This is a genomic window from Lysinibacillus sp. 38-6 (assembly GCF_046245175.1).
GTDB lineage: Bacteria > Bacillota > Bacilli > Bacillales_A > Planococcaceae > Lysinibacillus.
Window position 1 is genome coordinate 3,491,085 of sequence record NZ_CP176417.1, and the last position, 17,623, is coordinate 3,508,707.

Annotated in this window: 13 protein-coding genes; 7 read left to right on the top strand and 6 right to left on the bottom strand. The window is 38.3% G+C overall.

Annotated features, from left to right (window positions below; all coding sequences use genetic code 11):
* Positions 1-8 precede the first annotated feature (8 nt).
* From ACKVEV_RS17860 to ACKVEV_RS17885, 6 genes are read left to right on the top strand one after another with little or no spacing between them, the layout of a single operon-like run.
* Positions 9-1,121, top strand: a complete 1,113-nt coding sequence (locus tag ACKVEV_RS17860) for a hypothetical protein (RefSeq protein WP_409367581.1) — start codon at positions 9-11, stop codon at positions 1,119-1,121.
* Positions 1,122-1,149: 28 nt separating this feature from the next.
* Positions 1,150-2,268 (top strand): hypothetical protein, encoded by a 1,119-nt coding sequence (locus tag ACKVEV_RS17865; RefSeq protein WP_409367582.1) that lies wholly within the window; start codon positions 1,150-1,152, stop codon positions 2,266-2,268.
* A gap of 43 nt (positions 2,269-2,311) precedes the next feature.
* Positions 2,312-2,836, top strand: a complete 525-nt coding sequence (locus ACKVEV_RS17870; RefSeq protein WP_409367583.1) for a phage tail protein — start codon at positions 2,312-2,314, stop codon at positions 2,834-2,836.
* Between the two features lie 5 nt (positions 2,837-2,841).
* Complete coding sequence (locus ACKVEV_RS17875) at positions 2,842-3,342, top strand: phage tail protein (protein WP_409367584.1); 501 nt, start codon at positions 2,842-2,844, stop codon at positions 3,340-3,342.
* A 14-nt stretch (positions 3,343-3,356) separates the two neighbouring features.
* Positions 3,357-3,881, top strand: coding sequence for a phage tail protein (locus ACKVEV_RS17880; protein WP_409367585.1), 525 nt, complete (start codon positions 3,357-3,359; stop codon positions 3,879-3,881).
* Positions 3,882-3,896: 15 nt separating this feature from the next.
* On the top strand, positions 3,897-8,507 hold the full coding sequence (locus ACKVEV_RS17885) for a cadherin domain-containing protein (RefSeq protein ID WP_409367586.1): 4,611 nt from the start codon (positions 3,897-3,899) through the stop codon (positions 8,505-8,507).
* Between the two features lie 155 nt (positions 8,508-8,662).
* On the opposite strand, the gene ACKVEV_RS17890 is transcribed toward ACKVEV_RS17885, so the two are convergent.
* Both ACKVEV_RS17890 and ACKVEV_RS17895 read right to left on the bottom strand, forming a co-directional pair.
* The gene (locus ACKVEV_RS17890) at positions 8,663-9,388 is read right to left on the bottom strand and encodes a response regulator (protein ID WP_409367587.1); all 726 of its coding nucleotides are present in this window, start codon (positions 9,386-9,388) and stop codon (positions 8,663-8,665) included.
* A 4-nt stretch (positions 9,389-9,392) separates the two neighbouring features.
* Complete coding sequence (locus ACKVEV_RS17895) at positions 9,393-12,416, bottom strand: ATP-binding protein (protein ID WP_409367588.1); 3,024 nt, start codon at positions 12,414-12,416, stop codon at positions 9,393-9,395.
* 260 nt (positions 12,417-12,676) lie between these two features.
* Between ACKVEV_RS17895 and ACKVEV_RS17900 the strand changes: the two genes are divergently transcribed.
* Complete coding sequence (locus ACKVEV_RS17900; protein WP_409367589.1) at positions 12,677-13,492, top strand: metallophosphoesterase; 816 nt, start codon at positions 12,677-12,679, stop codon at positions 13,490-13,492.
* A gap of 257 nt (positions 13,493-13,749) precedes the next feature.
* Here ACKVEV_RS17900 and tatC read toward each other — a convergent pair whose 3' ends face one another.
* Genes tatC through ACKVEV_RS17920 form a run of 4 tightly spaced genes read right to left on the bottom strand, consistent with a single transcriptional unit; the run spans position 13,750 to position 17,321 of the window.
* Positions 13,750-14,589, bottom strand: a complete 840-nt coding sequence (tatC, locus tag ACKVEV_RS17905; protein ID WP_409367590.1) for a twin-arginine translocase subunit TatC — start codon at positions 14,587-14,589, stop codon at positions 13,750-13,752.
* 10 nt (positions 14,590-14,599) lie between these two features.
* The gene (gene tatA / locus ACKVEV_RS17910; protein WP_409367591.1) at positions 14,600-14,803 is read right to left on the bottom strand and encodes a twin-arginine translocase TatA/TatE family subunit; all 204 of its coding nucleotides are present in this window, start codon (positions 14,801-14,803) and stop codon (positions 14,600-14,602) included.
* Positions 14,804-14,848: 45 nt separating this feature from the next.
* The gene (locus ACKVEV_RS17915; protein ID WP_409367592.1) at positions 14,849-16,561 is read right to left on the bottom strand and encodes a GMC family oxidoreductase; all 1,713 of its coding nucleotides are present in this window, start codon (positions 16,559-16,561) and stop codon (positions 14,849-14,851) included.
* A gap of 19 nt (positions 16,562-16,580) precedes the next feature.
* Positions 16,581-17,321, bottom strand: coding sequence for a gluconate 2-dehydrogenase subunit 3 family protein (locus ACKVEV_RS17920; RefSeq protein ID WP_409367593.1), 741 nt, complete (start codon positions 17,319-17,321; stop codon positions 16,581-16,583).
* Positions 17,322-17,623: the final 302 nt, after the last annotated feature.

Below are 17,623 nucleotides of genomic sequence, written 5' to 3' on the forward strand. Positions count from 1 at the left end.
GTATGGCAATGCCAATTACAGATAACCAATTAGCCGCGTATGTGAAAGAACTGCAACCGAGTATTAAAAATATTATTGGACTAGAAGATAGTCTTGGAAAAACAGGTGGGGATATAGATAGTATTTTATCGAAATTAAACGATGAAGGCTTCGATTTAGGTGCGTGGCTTGGTGATAATCTTTTTCGTACGGATAATCCGAAAAGGAAAGAAACGGCTATTCAATTATTAAATGAGCTAAATAATGAGCTGAGTAATGCCAAAATAGATTTAAATATTTTAAAGCATGATATCCAAGATGAATTAAATACTTTATTAAAAGAATATGAGGAATGGAAAACATATTTTGATAATAGGTTACCATTTATTGCAGTTTCTATAGCTATACCGAAATTCCAGGCTTCGAATCCCTTTCATCGCTTAATGTTAGGAGTTGTACTAACGATTGTATTGAAAGATATATTATTACCAATATTTGAAGCGATAGGGTTAGGTGTTGTAGGTCTGATCGTTGTAATGGTGTTAATAGATGGATTAATTCAAGGCGAAAAACGCATGGAGTTATTTGAAAATATTCAAAAAGAATCAAAAACAGCGATGGAAAATGTTCGGAAGCTAAGGTCGGATATTCATAATGTGCAGGAGCAAGTAAATGCCTTTTTTGATGATGTGGCAAAGAGCTTTCAAGAAACAGGCATGTTAACAAAGCCATTCACCAATCATCAGGAGCTCGTATCGTTCGTTAAACAGCAGGCTGGTACGTTAAGACGTTGGTCAGACCAATATGATTCAATGAAACACATGATTAGTAAAGGTTTAGCAATTGAATTTTCAGCGGAAATAGTTGCCGCCAATTTAGTTACTAATCGAGATGATGAAATGGAGTTAAACAATTGTATCCAGATGTTAATGGGTGCCTATCTTCTTGAAATTGGAGAGTCGACGAGTGTAGTGTCTCAAAAGCTAGATATGTCTTTAGAAAAAATTAAAAAAGTAAAAGCAACGTATATGTTGTTTAAAAGGCATACACCAGAAGACATTGCAAAAGTATTAGATATGGATGTAAACGAAATCTTAACAATTCAAGAGACGAATAGCGATTTACTAGCAATTGTTAGCTAAAAAATAATTTTAGAACGGATGGATAGATATGGCGATTACAGAAGCGACATTAGCAACTTATGTAGAAGAATTGCAACCTTGTCTAAAAAATATTTATGAGGTAGAAGACAAGTTGGCCGAATGTAAAGAGGGCATTGATAGCATTGTTTCGAAGTTGTTAGACGAGGATTTAGAGATTAGTGCTTGGATAGGAGATCATATTTTCCGCACTGATAATCCAGAGCGTAAGGCAGAGGCAATTAGGCTGTTAAAAGCACTAAAAAGTGAGCTGAGTGGAACAACCATTGACTTAAATATTTTAAAACACAATATCCAAGATGATGTAAATAGTTTGCTAATGGAATTTCTAGAGTGGCGAAAATGCTTTAAAAATACATTGCCGCTAATCTCATTATCAATCGTTGTGCCTACATATAAGAAAATCTCTTTAGATAAAGGCGTCGCGCTTTTTTTATTTGTTGCGAATCAATGTATTGGAAAAATAAAAGTACTCGATAGCTTAGTGGCCAAACTAGGGGTGCTTGGTGGAATAGCCGCTGTTCTTTACCTGATTACAGGAATTATTCAAGGGGAAATGCGGAAGGAATATTTTGAAAATATCCAAGCTGAAACGAATAAGGCAAAGCAAGATTTAGCTGAGACGAAACAAGAGATTAATAGTGGGCAAAATCAAGTAAATGCTTTCTTTGGAGAGGTTGCCAAAACGTTTAAGGAAGCTGGGCTGTTACAAGATACAAATGTAAATAATCGAGAGCTTGTTTTTTTAGTGAAGGAGCAAAGCAATACGTTACGCAGATGGTCTGATCAATTTAATGCCATGAAACGTATGCAAGAAAAAGGAATGGACTTATCTATCGCAGCTAACATTGCGGCTGAAGCATTATGTAAAAATGCTGCAGATCAACATGAGTTAGAAAAAGTTGCTACTACTTTATTAGGATCATATTTAATTGAAAGCCATACAGATTTAGCGGGCATTTCAAGCACCTTAAATATACCTAAAGAGCAGGCAAAAAAGATTAAGGTGATGTATATGTTATTTACAAAACATACACCATCCGAGATTGCCGAAGCGCTAGATATGGACATGCAAGAAGTCGAGTTAATCCAAGAAGAAAATAAAGATGTGTTAGCAAGTGTTGCTTAAAGTGCTTTCAACGAATTGCAAATGATAAGGGAGGGTGTGCATCATGTCAGATCAATATATAGGCGAAATTCGCATGTTTAGCGGTCAATATGCGCCGGTTGGATGGGCGTTTTGCCATGGTCAATTATTACCGATTACAGGGAATGAGGCACTTTATTCATTAATAGGTATCTTATATGGCGGAGATGGTCAAACAAATTTTGCTGTACCTGATTTACGTGGAAGATTGCCGATTCATCATAACGCTCATTACCCGCTGGCAAGTAAAGGTGGAGTGGAGACAGTGACATTAACGGAGGAACATTTACCTGCACATACACATGGCGTTTATGCGAATAATCTAACAGCTGAAGCGACAGAAAATTCGCCAGCTAATAATACTTGGGGCGTATCAAAACTGACAAACTATCAAACAGATGCTTCCAGTAAGACTGTACAAATGAGCAACGAGTTAGTTTCTTATGAAGGTGGGACTCAGGCCCATAGTAACATCATGCCTTCGTTTGTCCTTAATTTTATTATTGCAACGGAAGGTCTTTATCCTGATTTTATTTACAAGGAGGAGTGAGTTCAATGGCAGAGCCATTTTTAGGGGAAATACGTCTTTTTAGTTTTGATCAAATACCGAGTGGGTGGCTGCCTTGCAATGGTCAATTGCTTTCAATAGCTACAAATACAGCCCTTTATTCATTGTTAGGCGCTACCTATGGAGGGGATGGAAAGACAACCTTTGCCATTCCTAATTTACAAGGGAAAGTACCATTACATGCAGGGAATCAGATTGCATACGGAACAGCAGGCGGAGAAGCAGAACATACATTGACAGTGAATGAAATGCCTGCTCATACGCATCAAATAACAGCAGATGCATCGCCAACAGATAAGCCCTCACCAAAAGACAATACATGGGGTGCGGTAAATGGAAGGGATATTTATGCGAAAAATGACAATGTCGCAATGAATGCAGCGGCTTTATCAACGACAGGACAAAGCCAACCACATACGAATATGCAGCCCTATTTAAGTGTTTCTTTTTGTATCGCAACAATGGGGATTTTTCCAACTAGAGAATAAGGAGGAATATAGGAATGGATCCGTACTTAGGTGAAATTAGAATTTTCGCAGGAAACTATGCTCCAAGGGGCTGGGCATTTTGTGATGGACGTGAATTGTCTGTTGCGCAAAATAATGCATTATTTTCGATTATCGGAGTAACTTATGGTGGAGATGGCACTACAACATTTAAGTTACCTGATTTAAGAGGACGTGCCCCTATGCATTTCGGTGAAGGACCTGGTTTAACACCAAGGACAATCGCGCAAACAATTGGAACAAGTACAGTCACGCTAAACGAAACGCAAATGCCTAATCATACGCATAGACCACAAGGTTCCTCTGTAGTAGCTGGCGGCATTGACAACCCAACGAATGCCATTTGGGGAAGTGAGTCAGCCCTTTCGGCAAAACCGTATGTAAATGTGAAAGACCCAGTGGCAATGAAGGCGGACATAGTAAAACCACAAGGTGGAAACCAGCCACACAATAATATGCAGCCTTTTGTTGCCATGAATTTTATTATTTGTTTAGAAGGAGTTTATCCTCCGAAGCAATAGAAAGAGGGAGTAAACATGGATTTAACTTCTTTTATGAAAACAGCCATATACAAAGTAATTGTCATCATCACCATTATTACACTGGTATTTACAACTTTAGGAATACAGCCTGCGGGTGCTAGTACTAGAGCTAGTGGAGGTACTGGTGCTTCAGAAACGTACTATCCTGTGGAACAGCTGAATGTACAAAAGGATTCGAGTGGTAAGGTTCTAAATAAATATACTGACCCTTATTCTATGTATATTGGAAATACTACGAATCGGACAGATTTTGCTGCACTCAAATTTACTATTGATACAGCTAAACCTATTCAATCAGCTCAGCTAACTTTACATGGAATTAATCAAGATGAGATAGTCAAACTCTATTCCAAGCTAACCATTGGAATAGGAGATGATGATTGGGATAGTAATTCCCTTCCCTCACCAGAGCAAACCAAGTTTCCAAATTTTATACAAGGAGCTCCTGTAAAAAGTGAGTTTGTAGCCAATGGTGACGGTGCAGAAGAGTATGATGAATTGATCGATGTGACAGATTTAGTAAAAAGTCCATCTGCGATTAGTGGGAATAATGTTACATTTATATTAACGAGTGATTCGAGCGAGATGACTGTTGTTAAATTTAGTAGCTCGTTGCCAGCTGAATATGCATCATTGGCACCTTCTTTAGAAATTACTTACGGTGAAGCCCAACAAAATAGCACACCGACTGATATTACATTAAGCTCTTATAAAGTGTCCGAGAATCAACAAGAGGGAACTATAGTTGGGACATTAAGTGCCACTGATCCTGATGTAGGAGATACATTTACGTATAGTTTAGTAAGCGGAGCGGGAGATAACGATAATAATAGCTTTACCATAGAAGGAAATGAATTGCGAACAAATAGTCCATTTGATTACGAAAGAAAGAGCAGCTACAGTATTCGAGTCAAAGTTGCAGATCGAGCGGGTTCATCGTTTGAAAAAACATTAACGATTTCCGTTACGGACGAAAATGAATTTCCAACTAATATTACATTAAGTTCAAACGTTGTGTCAGAAAACGAACCACCGGGAACTATAGTGGGAACTTTAAGCACCACAGACCCTGATGCAGGAGACACATTTACGTATAGCTTAGTAAATGTAGATGGAAATACCAATAATACTAGCTTTACGATAGTAGGCAATACATTACGAACAAATCGTTCATTTGATTATGAAACAAAGAACAGTTACAGCGTTCGGATTAATGTAACAGATAAAGGTGGATTTACTTTTGAAAAAGTATTTACTATTCTCATTACGAATGTCAATGAAAGCGCAACTGATATTATATTAAGTTCAAATGAAGTGTCCGAGAATCAACCACCGGGCACCCTAGTTGGAACATTAAGCGCCATTGATCCTGATGCAGATTCCACTTTTACGTATAGTTTAGTAAATGGAGAGGGAGATACTGATAATAGTAGCTTTAGTATAGTTGGGAATAGTCTAAAAACAAATAGTCCATTTGATTACGAAACAAAGAGCAGCTACAGTGTACGAGTTAGGGTTACGGATCAAGGTGGCTTATCTTATGAAAAACCATTTGCTATTTCGGTGACAGATATCATGGAAGCGCCGATACCAACAGTCGTATCAACAGTACCGGCTAACAATGCAATAAATGCTTCTACGAAACCAACGCTAACGTTAAATTTTAGCAAAAATGTCAGTGGCGTTGCAGGAAAACATCTTCGTATCTATGATCAAGAGAATACTTTAATAGAATCTATAGAAGCCAATTCAACGAATGTAACAATGAATGGTGCTACTGCGACCATCGAGTTAACAAAATATTTAACAAAGGCCATGACCTATTATGTATTAATGGATACTGGAGCATTTGTCGATACAGATCATCAAGAAGTCGCAGGTATTACAGCGAATAATGAATGGTGTTTTACAACATTACTGCCAAGCAATAATGCTGACTTAAGTAATTTAAGCGTTGTAACACAGCAGTTAAATCCAATTTTTTCGAGTGGGCAATACCATTATCAAGTGAATGTAGCCCACGATGTGCCGACAGTGGATGTTATTCCAACAACGGCAGATGGGAATGCAACAATTAGGTTAAATGGGGAAGCAGTCACAAATGCAGTAGGGAAGACAGTATCTCTCAACGCAGGTCATAACGCGATATCTATTATGGTGACTGCTGAAAATAGATTAGTAACTAAAATCTATACTATCGATGTGTTACGTGCATTGCCTACACTTGATCAAGTGAAAAATGTGAGCTTAAGCACGGTTGGCATAGCGACGTGGTCAGATATAGAGGATGCATCTTCTTATGAAGTACAACTCTATAAAAATAGCCAACCAATTGGTAGTGCCATTAGCATAGCAGCCAATCAAACATCTACTAATTTCTTAGCAGCTATGCGAGCTGCTGGCACAGGGGAATATACTGTAAAAATAACAGCTAAAGGCAATGGGCTAACCTATTTAGACGGACAAACTTCCGCATCTTCCAATGCACAAACGATTATACAATTAGCTACTGTAACGGATGGTATAAGCTGGGATGGTAGTGTTGCAAAGTGGCAAGGCGTTCCTGATGCAGTTAGCTACGATGTACTTCTGTATAAGGATAGTTCGGTTGTTGGAACGGTAAAAAATAGTTTAGCAGAAAATATTCAAGATGGGATAGATTTCGCTACAGAGCTCTTATCAAACGGAGTAGGGAGCTATACTTTTACAGTTCAAGCAAAAGGAGATGGGGGGCTTATTTTAGATGGAGACCAAGGGACTGCATCGGGGCCTATCATTATTTCCCCTGTGACGTATACGGTTATGTACAATGGTAACGGTAGTACAGGTGGAACTGCACCAATAGATAGTACACAATACACTCAAGATGATGATATTGTCGTGTCTGCTAATGTTGGACAGCTTGTTAAAACTGGACATCTATTTACAGGTTGGAACACAAAAGCTGACGGTACAGGGACGAATTATTCACCAAATGAGTCATTTAAAATAGGAACAAACAATGTAACACTTTTTGCACAATGGGCAATAAAACAGTTTACAGTGCGCTTTGTGTCAAATGGTGGAACAACGATTAATCCAAAGCGAGTTCAATATAACGCAAAAATCACAGCGGAACAGCCAGTGAAGTCGGGCTATGTATTTGAAGGTTGGTATAAAGACGCCACTTTCACAACAGCATGGAACTTTGTATCAGATGTTATAACAGCGGATACAACTTTGTACGCTAAATGGGGTAGTATTCCTACAAGTGGCGGCAACACGAATCCTCCAGCAAATAATTCCGACTCGGAGACAACACCACCATCTGACGTTGAAAATATTGTCGTAGATGTAGCGGCAGGCGATGGCATGACTGTTTCCAAAACGACTATTAAACGCACAAAAAATGCAGACGGTACGTTTAATGATGATGTGGTATTTACGGAAAAGAGCGCAAGAGAAACGATTGCAAAACTAAAAGAGCAGGGTACAGATAAAGCACATATTATCATTCCAGATTTGCAGGATAAAACGAAGCAAATTAATGTATCGATCCCAAGTAATATTGTATCGATTCTAGAACAAAGCGCTGTGCATTTAGAAATTGACACGTTCAATGCTAAAATTGCGATTCCAAAGAGCTCGATGGTTTCTTTCAACGATGATTTATATTTCCGATTGGTGCCAATTAAGACTTCGGAACAGCAACAGCAAGTGGAAGAAAGAATACAAAAAGAAGAGCTGATTAAAGATACATTGCAAAGTGAAAAAGTTCATTTAATTGGCCGTCCAATGACGATTGAAACAAATATGCAAAATCGCCCTGTGACATTAACATTGCCATTACCGAACAATGTAACACAAGAACAACTTGATCATTTGGCTATTTTTATTGAGCATAGCGATGGCACAAAAGAGTTATTACGTGGGAAAATTGTAGATTATCAAAAAGATATGCAAGGCTTGCAATTTGAAGTGCAGAAATTCTCTACCTTCTCTATGATTTATTTGCCAGAGCAGGCTGATGAAGTGAAACATTCTCCATATATTCAAGGCTACGCAGACGGTACATTCCGACCAAATGCATTTGTAACGCGTGCCCAGATGGCAAGTATGTTTGCGCGACAGCTAACCGGGAATGCCATTCCAACATCACAGGCGACATTTATAGATACTGCGCAACATGACGCCAAAGATGCAATAGAATTTGTCAAAGAGACAGGCTTGTTTAAAGGGGTTACAAAGACGAGCTTTCATCCAAATGGTTCGATTACACGTGCACAAATGGCAGCGGTAGCAGCTCGTTGGATAGAAAAGCAGTGTTCGGACGATGCGGTTGCAGATTTCTGTAAACCAACATTAGAAGAGAATATGTTCAAAGATGTCAGTGCTCATCATTGGGCTATTAAAGAAATTAGTGCTGTCAATGCATTGGGTATCATGACAGGCGTGTCGGACGATACATTTAATCCAGAAGGTTATTTAACACGTGCCCAAGCGGTGAAGGTGCTAAATCGCTTGTTTGAACGTCAAGTGACAACAGAACATCAAGAGCCAATATTTAATGATGTCTCAAGTAAACATTGGGCATTTTATGAAATTCAAGAAGCGGCAAAAAAATAAACGAAGAGAAAAAGTGTTAGATTGAGGCAATCAATCTAACACTTTTTTGTTTCTGTAACAGCGTGCAACGTTTTAGTGGCGGTATCCCCCGGGTTAATGGCGGTATCCCCGGGGTTAATGGCGACCTGCCTCGTTATAGTGGCGATCCACAGCCTTCAATCAGCGATTTCCCTATTGTCACCATCAAAGAGGAACTGATAGCCAGATCCTCTGACCGTTACGATTTTCGCTCGGTGGCCAGAGATGGACTCTAGTTTTTTTCGTAAATTACTAATATGAACTTTTAAAGCCTGTGTTTGGCCAATACTATCTTCCGCCCAAATGAGCTTATATAAGTCAGAGGGGTGAAAAATTGCCCCAGGTCGTTGCGCTAAGAAGAAAAGAATATGAAATTCCTTCGTAGATAAGATTAAAGCTACTCCGTTAATGTAAACCTTTCCTGAATGCACATGAAATTGAAGATTATCAATAACGTGGACATCTTCATTTCGTATAGGGACATCTGTTTGTTGAATTTTCTTTTTTCGTAGCGTAATTCTATCAATGGTTTTCATTAAGCGCGCTTTGTCAATGGGCTTCAAAATATAGTCCATCGCTTGCACAGAAAAGGCATCAATGGCATAACGTTCGTAGGCCGTGACAAAAACAATATCCAATATATGTGCTAGATTTCCTAATTGGCTAGCCAAATCGATGCCATTCATCTCTGCCATTTCAATATCTAAAAACAAAATATCGGGTTGGAGTGTAGGAATGTTTGCTAAAGCATCTAAAGGGTTTAGAAATTTTCCGATAACTTCAATAGCCGGATTATCCTTTAACATAGTCTCTAATAAATTAATCGCTAAAATTTCATCATCAACAATGATTGCTTTTAACATGCTATCACCTCTTTTTATCCAAAATTAGCGGAAATCTCAATGTGACAGTTGTGCCTTCCCCGATATTGCTTGCAATATGGAAAGTAGCATTCTCGTATTTTTTTATACGTTTAGTAATATTACGGATGCCGACACTTTGATGAACAGACGGCTCTTCCGATAAAACCTGTTCGAGTATTTCTTGCGTCATCCCTCTACCATTATCTTTAATTATAATCTCAATCATTTGTTGCTCTTTTTTTATCGTCAGGATGACTTTGCCATTCTTGTTTTTTAAGCCGTGGAAAAGAGCATTTTCTACTAATGGCTGAAGCAAAAGAGGTGGAATGAATATAGTTAAAGGCTCATCCATCTGAATTTCCCATTCAAGTTGATCAGGATATCTTGTTTGGTGAATATTGACGTAAGCTTGAATCAAGGTAAGCTCCTGTTGAAGTGGAATCAGGCTATTAGTATTTTCAAACGAAAAGCTACTTCTTAAAAATGATGCGAAATCCGTTATCATAATACGCGCCTTATCCAAGTCTAAATAGCTTAGCGATAAAATAGAATTTAAAACATTGTAAATAAAATGTGGCTTTATTTGTGCTTGCAAAAAGGCGGTTTCCATTTTAATGGCCATTTCAGCTGATTCCTTTAGTAAAATAAGATTTCTTACTCTTGTCTTCAATTCAGCAGTATCTAATGGTTTATGCAGAAAATCATTGGCTCCTGATTGGAATGCTGCTAGCAAATCCTCAGGCCGAATCGCTGCTGTCAGCATTAATATCGGTAATTCTGCCGAAGTATAGCTTTTTCTAATTTGTTGGCACACCTCATAACCCGAAAGGTGGGGCATCATAATATCTAAAATTAATAAGTCGACATCAGGATGCAATTGTAATTGTTCAAACACCTGGCGACTATCATCTACTGCAATGACTGAATAGTTTTCCTTTGCCAAAATATCGATAAGTACTTTGAGATTAATGTGATCATCATCGGCAATCAGTATTTTTTTGCCCATCCTTTTGTCGGTGAAATAAGGAAAGGCTATTGGCAAATAATCTTTCGTTAAGACGATTTTATTTTGTTGCTGCTTTTGCTGCGTATCTCTCTTTATAGGCTCCACAGGTAGTTTGACACAGAAAGTTGTTCCTTGATCGACAACGGAATGGACGGTGATTTCACCACCATGCAACTCCACCAGCTCCTTCGTCACATTTAAACCTAAACCAGTACCTTTACTTGCATCTTCTAACTGGCGGAATGGTTCAAATATCGACTCTAAATGTTCTGGTGCAATGCCGCGTCCAGTGTCACTTACTTCAATCGTAAGGTATTCCTGTTCTTCATAACATGAAATCTCCACTCGTCCTTGCTTTGTATATTTAACAGCATTTTCGATGATGTTATATAAAATTTGGCGTAGCCTATCCTCATCGGCAACTATCAATTTCCCGCGTTCGATGTAATTGTAAATCTTTACGTCTTTACTGCCGATGTAAGACAATATATCAACGATAACATGGGTCACAGAGTAAAGATCAACGGTAGTAAGACGAAGCTTTAACTCACCTTCTTTTAACTTCGAGAAATCAAGAATATCATTTACAAGATGTGATAATTTTTCTGTAATATTAAATATAAGTGATATTTTTTCTTTTTGCTCTACTGTTAATGAAGCGCTTTCCTTCGGCTCTAACATGGACTGCGAAATAGCAATTACACCATGTAACGGCGTGCGAAATTCATGGGACGTTTTTGCAAGAAATTCATCTTTTAATTTATCGACTCGAAGTAAAGCATTTGTTAATCGCCCTTTTTCTAAATAAGAATCAGTAAAACGATGAGAAATATAAAGAGACAGCATCGTTAAACAAATAAAAGGAAGCAATGGCGGTAAAGCATAAATTTCTAGATTAATATTGAGATTTAAAGTAGCTACAACCATATAAATAAGAATTGCCATCGTACTAAGCCATAAATAAATCGCACCTACTAATCGTTTAACGATTGCAACTGTTTGAATGTAAAGCAAATAGAAAATAATGATTAATATATAAACAGAATGTGCAGCTTGTAAATATGAGCTAATGGATATTGGGAGCAAAACCGTAGCTAATAATAAAACGCCAATAATATATAAAGCTTTGACGAACTTTTTATGTGAAAATTGCTGTAGGACATGGTTAAAGTACAGCAGCATGAAAATACCTGAGCCAATACTTGAAATAATTTGGACTCTAATTAGGGATTCATAACTGATAGGAAGTAACAACATTAATATTTTTTCCCCATGAGATGTACCGTATAAACCAACCATAAAGCAAAATAAAGAAAAGTAGAGCTGCTCAATCTCTAGCTTGGCATATAGGTAGGAACCAGCAAAATAAATAAACATGGTAAAAAAGGCTGCAATAGTTATTAAATCGTAGAACAGTGAACCTTCTCTTAATTTCCCAATACTCTCTTGATCGCCAATAAAAATAGAACCAATAATTCCGCCACCTGATGCATAATCGAAATTAGCAACATGAATGATGAGCTCAAGTTCCTTTTTTTCAGGGGAGAAAAAAGCTACGTACGGTACATTTTGTTGTATATAGGTAGAATCCTCAGCAGGCTCTCCACTTTGTCCAATTCGTTTTTCGTTTATGTAAATAGCATTCGACATTCGAATATTACCTGTTTTGATGCCTAATATTGTATCTGTCTCGTTAATTAAAATTTTTAAACGATAGGTACCACTACCGAGTGTTGTGAACTGTTGATTATCGAGTTTGTAGCTAGACCATAGGGAAGGGACATTGACAGTATAAGATTGATTGTTGTAAAAATCTGAATAATTCAACAACTTATCAGGGACGAAATCCCATTCGCCATCTAAACGAACAGTATTTTGATGCAAATCATACTGTCTAAGATCTATTACGCCTGCCACAGCTTGTGGAGCATTTTGGCTGTCATTATTAAGTCGAGATGTCATGCCAATTATGACAACACTAATAATGACCATAAAAATAAGTAAGAACTTTCGCATTCTCATCTTTGTTCTCGCATTCTTGTCATATTTTGAGAGATTAATTGTATGTAAATAAATGTGAATTTATACCTATATTATAGCATGTGAAAGTGAGCTAAGAATAGATGCAAGACAGATGGACTCTATTAAAGGGAATGGGTTGGCTTGATTTTGGGCGTTTTATGTATTTAAAGCACATCTACTTACAATCGTTCTGTTTTTTGCTTATAATAGAAGGGTAAGATATTTTTCTGAAAAAGTAGCCACAAAGTGAGCGATTGCGATTGAAAAAATTATTATACGTAGTATTTTTGCTTGTTTTTATAGTCATTTTTTTGTACGTAAACAATCACTGGCTGGTTGTAAGTAAGCATGTGTATGAGTCTGAAAAAGTGCCGGGTAGCTTCAATGGACTACGCATTGTACAAGTATCAGATTTACATGATGCCCTTTTTGGTAACAACCAACAAAAGCTTATTGCAAAGGTGCAGGCACAAAATCCAGATTATATATTTATTACCGGCGATGTCATCGATAGTAATCGCTATAATTTGGAACAGAGTTTACAGGCGGTAAGAGGGTTAGTTGAAATAGCGGATGTCTATTATGTACTAGGAAACCATGAAGTGGCGACGAATAAGGTTCGTGAAATTTATGAGGCGCTGTCATCGTTAGGTGTACATGTGATGGCCAATGAATCGACCGTGTTAGAGCGCGACGGGGAGCGCTTGGCGATTGTTGGTATCGAGGATCCGCTAATGGGTAGACCGACAGAAGAAATGCTGGAGATGGCGACAGCTGATGTTCCGGAGGATATGCTAAAGCTGCTGCTTGCACATCGGCCAGAAGTGTTTAGTACGTATGTAAATCAAGCAATAGATTTGGTATTTTCAGGTCATGCACATGGTGGGCAAGTTCGGATTCCTGGCGTAGGAGGACTTGTTGCACCAGGACAAGGACTGTTTCCTAAGTTTACGGCGGGTGTTTATGAAGAACAAAACACCAAAATGGTCGTTAGTCGCGGGCTAGGGAATAGTAGTGTACCTTTTCGAATTTTTAACCTACCAGAAATTATTGTGATGGATTTAAAGAAAAAGTAATGTAAACAAAAGGCATCAAGAAGTTCAAAGTTCACTCTTGATGCCTTTTGGGTGCCTGCCTTTTGGGTGCCAGGCACTCAAACAATTCTTAAACAATTAGACTGATTGATTGGAGCGAAGGGCGGGCGACTCCTGCGGGAACGCACAGCACGTAAGACGCAACAATCCGCGCGATAGCGAGGGTTGCGGCTTACGGTGTGCCCGCGGAAAGCGCCCGCTCGCAGCGGAAATCAACTTGCCACTCTCTAAACACTCCTTTATGCTGTGCTTTCTAGTTGTTTACGTTCCATACGCTTAACAAGGTGAATACTGATTTCATATAAAATAATCATCGGTATTAATACGAGTAATTGGCTAATAAAATCAGGTGGGGTAATGACTGCTGAGCCAACGCCCATTAGAATATAGGACCAGCCTCGTATTTTTTTCATCGATTCAGCCGTTAGTACACCGATGGACGATAAAAAGAGCGCTACGATCGGCAGCTCAAACAATAATCCAAGTGGCACCGTTGTCATAATTAAAAAATGCATATATTCACTGGCGGAAACCATGACATCAAAATTAGCCGCGCCTAAGCTGACTAAAAATGAATAGCTAAGTGGATTGACCACAAAATAGCCGAACGCTATACCTAATAAAAATAGCACGAACATAACAGGTGCATAGAGACCTAGGAAACGACTTTCCTCTTCTTTTAAGCCAGGCTTCACAAAGCTCCAAAGAAAATGAACGAGAAAAGGCATAGATAGACCAAATGCCAAAGTGGTGGAAATCGTCATATAAAATTTAACGACCTCTAATGGCCCTAAAATAATAAGGGAATGCCCACGAGTGACATAAGGAAACCAAATATTAATGGTCGAAAAAGCAACAATAAAAAATAATAGAAAGACGGCAAGCCCCTTAATGATTTGCTTTCGTAGTTCGGCAACATGCTCGACTATTGAATCTAAAGGGAAAAGGGGTTTATCCTCAAGTGTTGACTGTTCAACTGCATCGTTTGCAATTTCAACAAGAGCCTCCCGTAACGGTGGAGGCTCTTGTTCATTTTTATCAAGTGGACTTAAATAATTTTTTTCTTCATAAGGATCCATAGGAAACCTCCTACGAAGCGTCAGATTTTTTTTCTATTTTTTTCGCAGGTTCGTCATCATCATCCATTAATCCTTTAGTGGACTTTTTGAACTCTGCAAATGTTTTACCAACCGCGCCACCGATTTCTGGTAATTTTTTTGGTCCGAAAACGATTAGTACAATAACTAAAATAATAATTAAACCGGGAACGCCAATTGCTCCAAGACCGCCCATCGCTTCAACCTCCTATAAATATAATTGTTGTGCATTCAAGATAACTTACACTAAAGAACCACCTGATTTGCTATATTTCACAATACCTTCTGCACAGCGATAAGCTAATGCGCCAAGGGTACCCGTTGGATTATAACCACTATTATGAGCAAAGCTTCCAGAACTTATTGCAAACAGGTTCTCCATATCCCAATGTTGTAGATAGTTGTTTACGACACCTTTATCAGGTGTTGAGCTCATCACCGTACCACCAGTATTGTGTGTCGTTTGATAAGGCACGATATTGTAATCTGTAATTTCCGCATTAGGTACAACTGTTTTGGCACCCATTTCTTTCATAATGTCTGCAGCACGAGCCGAAACGAATTTGTGGAGTGCACGATCTTGATCAGTAAAGTTGTATGTTAGCTGTAAAAGCGGCAAACCAAAAGCATCTTTGTAATTAGAATCAAGAGACAGGAAATTTTCCTTATGTGGCATAGATGCCCCCTGTGCACCCACACCGAATGAACGTGTATAGTAATGTATAGATTGCTTTTTAAATTCTGGTCCCCATGTAGGTGTATCCGGAGGTGTGGGGTTTGAACCAATCGGGCGTGCACCTGTTTGAGTAAGGGCGATATTGCCCCCATGAATAAAATCTAATTCACTATGGTCAAAGTTATCTCCATTGTAATCGTCAATACTCATACCAAGAGACCCTGCACCCATAAAGGTGTTGTATTGTTCATCAAAGAATCCTGTTGCTCCAGGTAAAATTTGATAACAATAATTTCGTCCTAATGTTCCCTTACCAGTTGTTGGATCGTACATTTGACCAATGTTCGATACCATGAGCAATTTCGCATTGTTAAAGACATAGCTTGTTAATACGACAATATTTGCAGGTTGAATATATTCCTCTCCTGAAATGGTGTCGATATATCTTACACCAGTTGCTTTATTGCCTTGTTTTAAAATTTCCACTACGTTAGAGTGATAACGCAAATCAAAATTACCTGTTTTTAAAGCAGTAGGCACAACGGTCACTTCTGCAGAAGATTTTGCCCCATACTCACAGCCGAAACGCTCACAGAAGCCACAATATTGACATGCATTAATTGTTTCACCGTCAGGATTTTTATAGACTTCTGATAAGTTAGCAGAAGGCACCATATAAGGTGACAATTTTAGATTTTTTGTTGCTTTCTCAAATTGTTGAAGCATAGGTGTCATTTTCATAGGGGGCGTTGGATAAGCACTTGAGCGTTTACCCGCAAACGGATTTTTATCATCGCCTGAAATACCCGTTGTTTTTTCGAATTTATCAAAATAAGGTTCTAGTTGATCGTAAGTTAAAGCCCAATCCTGAATTAAATAGTCTGGTCCTAATTTATTTGCCCCATAACGTTCGTCTGTCATTGTTTTAATTTGGAAATCATACGGCAAAAAGCGGTATGTCATACCATTCCAGTGTGTACCAGAGCCACCAAGTCCCTCACCTAATAAAAAGGAACCGAGCTGACGCATTGGCAAAGCTGGCATTTTTCGATTATTACGGAAAGTAACAGTTTCCTTTGAAAGATTTTGCATTAAATCATAGCGAATAGCATAGCGGTATTCGTCATGGATATTTAAATAATCCTCAGTGCCACGCTTCTTTCCACGTTCTAAACCAACGACCTTTAATCCGGCTTTCGCGCACTCAGCAGCGATAATACCGCCTGTCCAGCCGACACCTACTGTTACAACGTCTACACTTGGTAATGTTGTTGCCATTTATAAAACCCCCCTTAAATTAGTGATTGCCTAATGGATTTGGTTCAATTTTTTGGAACTTAGGATCTTCAATCATGGTGATATACGCCATTTGATGACCAGGGAAACCTTTCATACGCCAACCTTCCATATTGCGGTTTCCGCCATATAGAGGATCGGAATACGCTCCCTCTAAAGTAGCAGCACGTAATAAAGTGAAGAAGAATGCCGACGTTACACCGCTCATTTGAATGTCACCTTTTTGGAAAGCGGTTAATATTTCATCCATTTGCTTACCCTCTAAATCGTTAAAGCTTTTTTTAAAGCGAGCTTGAGCTTCCGTCTCCATTTTTTCAATGCCTTGCTTGAATATTTCTGCTCGTGTTAAGCGGCTTTGATAGCCTTGTGTTGGGGCACCTTCAGCAAAAGGACCATGCATATACTCCTTGGAATTACTACCGTATTGTCCAGCTAACTGATGATCAATAAAGTAAGGAACATCTAAATTAATGGCACCTGGACCTAAATCATCTTCAGGGAAAATACGATCCGTTGCATTCGATAAAATTTTAAAATCGCGATCGTTCATGAAAAACATTTTAGCTTTAGGAGAACCTGCTGCTTCATTTGTTGTTCCACCATGCTCTAAAGTTGAAGTCCCTTTGCCGTTCATGTTATAGCCAACAAGACCACCTATTAATCCACCACCGACTAAAGTCCCGGCTGCAATACCAGTTGTTTTTAAAAAATCACGACGTGAGACATTATTATCTGTACTCATAAAAATCCTCCCCTCAAAAATAAATGTAGATTGTGTTCTATCTTTTATAATCAGCAAAAAAAGCAAATTATAATCAAATTACCATGGGAAAATTTTTAATTTCATCCAAATATACAGACTATAAAATAACAGTTTAGATAGTGTATGGATAAAATGTATTGGACTATAAACACTATGACTATAATGAAAAATACAATTTTAAACATTTTTTATCCTTATTGGAAAAGTTTTATTGACTTCTAGTTTTAGTGACCTTACTCTGAAGATGGGCAAAAAATCACAAAAAAATAAACTACGAATTG

Excerpts from the sequence above, each read along its gene's own strand:
- ACKVEV_RS17860 (WP_409367581.1), top strand. The coding sequence starts at position 9 with ATGCCAATTACAGATAACCAATTAGCCGCGTATGTGAAAGAACTGCAA.
- ACKVEV_RS17865 (WP_409367582.1), top strand. The coding sequence starts at position 1,150 with ATGGCGATTACAGAAGCGACATTAGCAACTTATGTAGAAGAATTGCAA.
- ACKVEV_RS17870 (WP_409367583.1), top strand. The coding sequence starts at position 2,312 with ATGTCAGATCAATATATAGGCGAAATTCGCATGTTTAGCGGTCAATAT.
- ACKVEV_RS17875 (WP_409367584.1), top strand. The coding sequence starts at position 2,842 with ATGGCAGAGCCATTTTTAGGGGAAATACGTCTTTTTAGTTTTGATCAA.
- ACKVEV_RS17880 (WP_409367585.1), top strand. The coding sequence starts at position 3,357 with ATGGATCCGTACTTAGGTGAAATTAGAATTTTCGCAGGAAACTATGCT.
- ACKVEV_RS17885 (WP_409367586.1), top strand. The coding sequence starts at position 3,897 with ATGGATTTAACTTCTTTTATGAAAACAGCCATATACAAAGTAATTGTC.
- ACKVEV_RS17890 (WP_409367587.1), bottom strand. The coding sequence starts at position 9,388 with ATGTTAAAAGCAATCATTGTTGATGATGAAATTTTAGCGATTAATTTA.
- ACKVEV_RS17895 (WP_409367588.1), bottom strand. The coding sequence starts at position 12,416 with ATGAGAATGCGAAAGTTCTTACTTATTTTTATGGTCATTATTAGTGTT.
- tatC (WP_409367590.1), bottom strand. The coding sequence starts at position 14,589 with ATGGATCCTTATGAAGAAAAAAATTATTTAAGTCCACTTGATAAAAAT.
- tatA (WP_409367591.1), bottom strand. The coding sequence starts at position 14,803 with ATGGGCGGTCTTGGAGCAATTGGCGTTCCCGGTTTAATTATTATTTTA.
- ACKVEV_RS17915 (WP_409367592.1), bottom strand. The coding sequence starts at position 16,561 with ATGGCAACAACATTACCAAGTGTAGACGTTGTAACAGTAGGTGTCGGC.
- ACKVEV_RS17920 (WP_409367593.1), bottom strand. The coding sequence starts at position 17,321 with ATGAGTACAGATAATAATGTCTCACGTCGTGATTTTTTAAAAACAACT.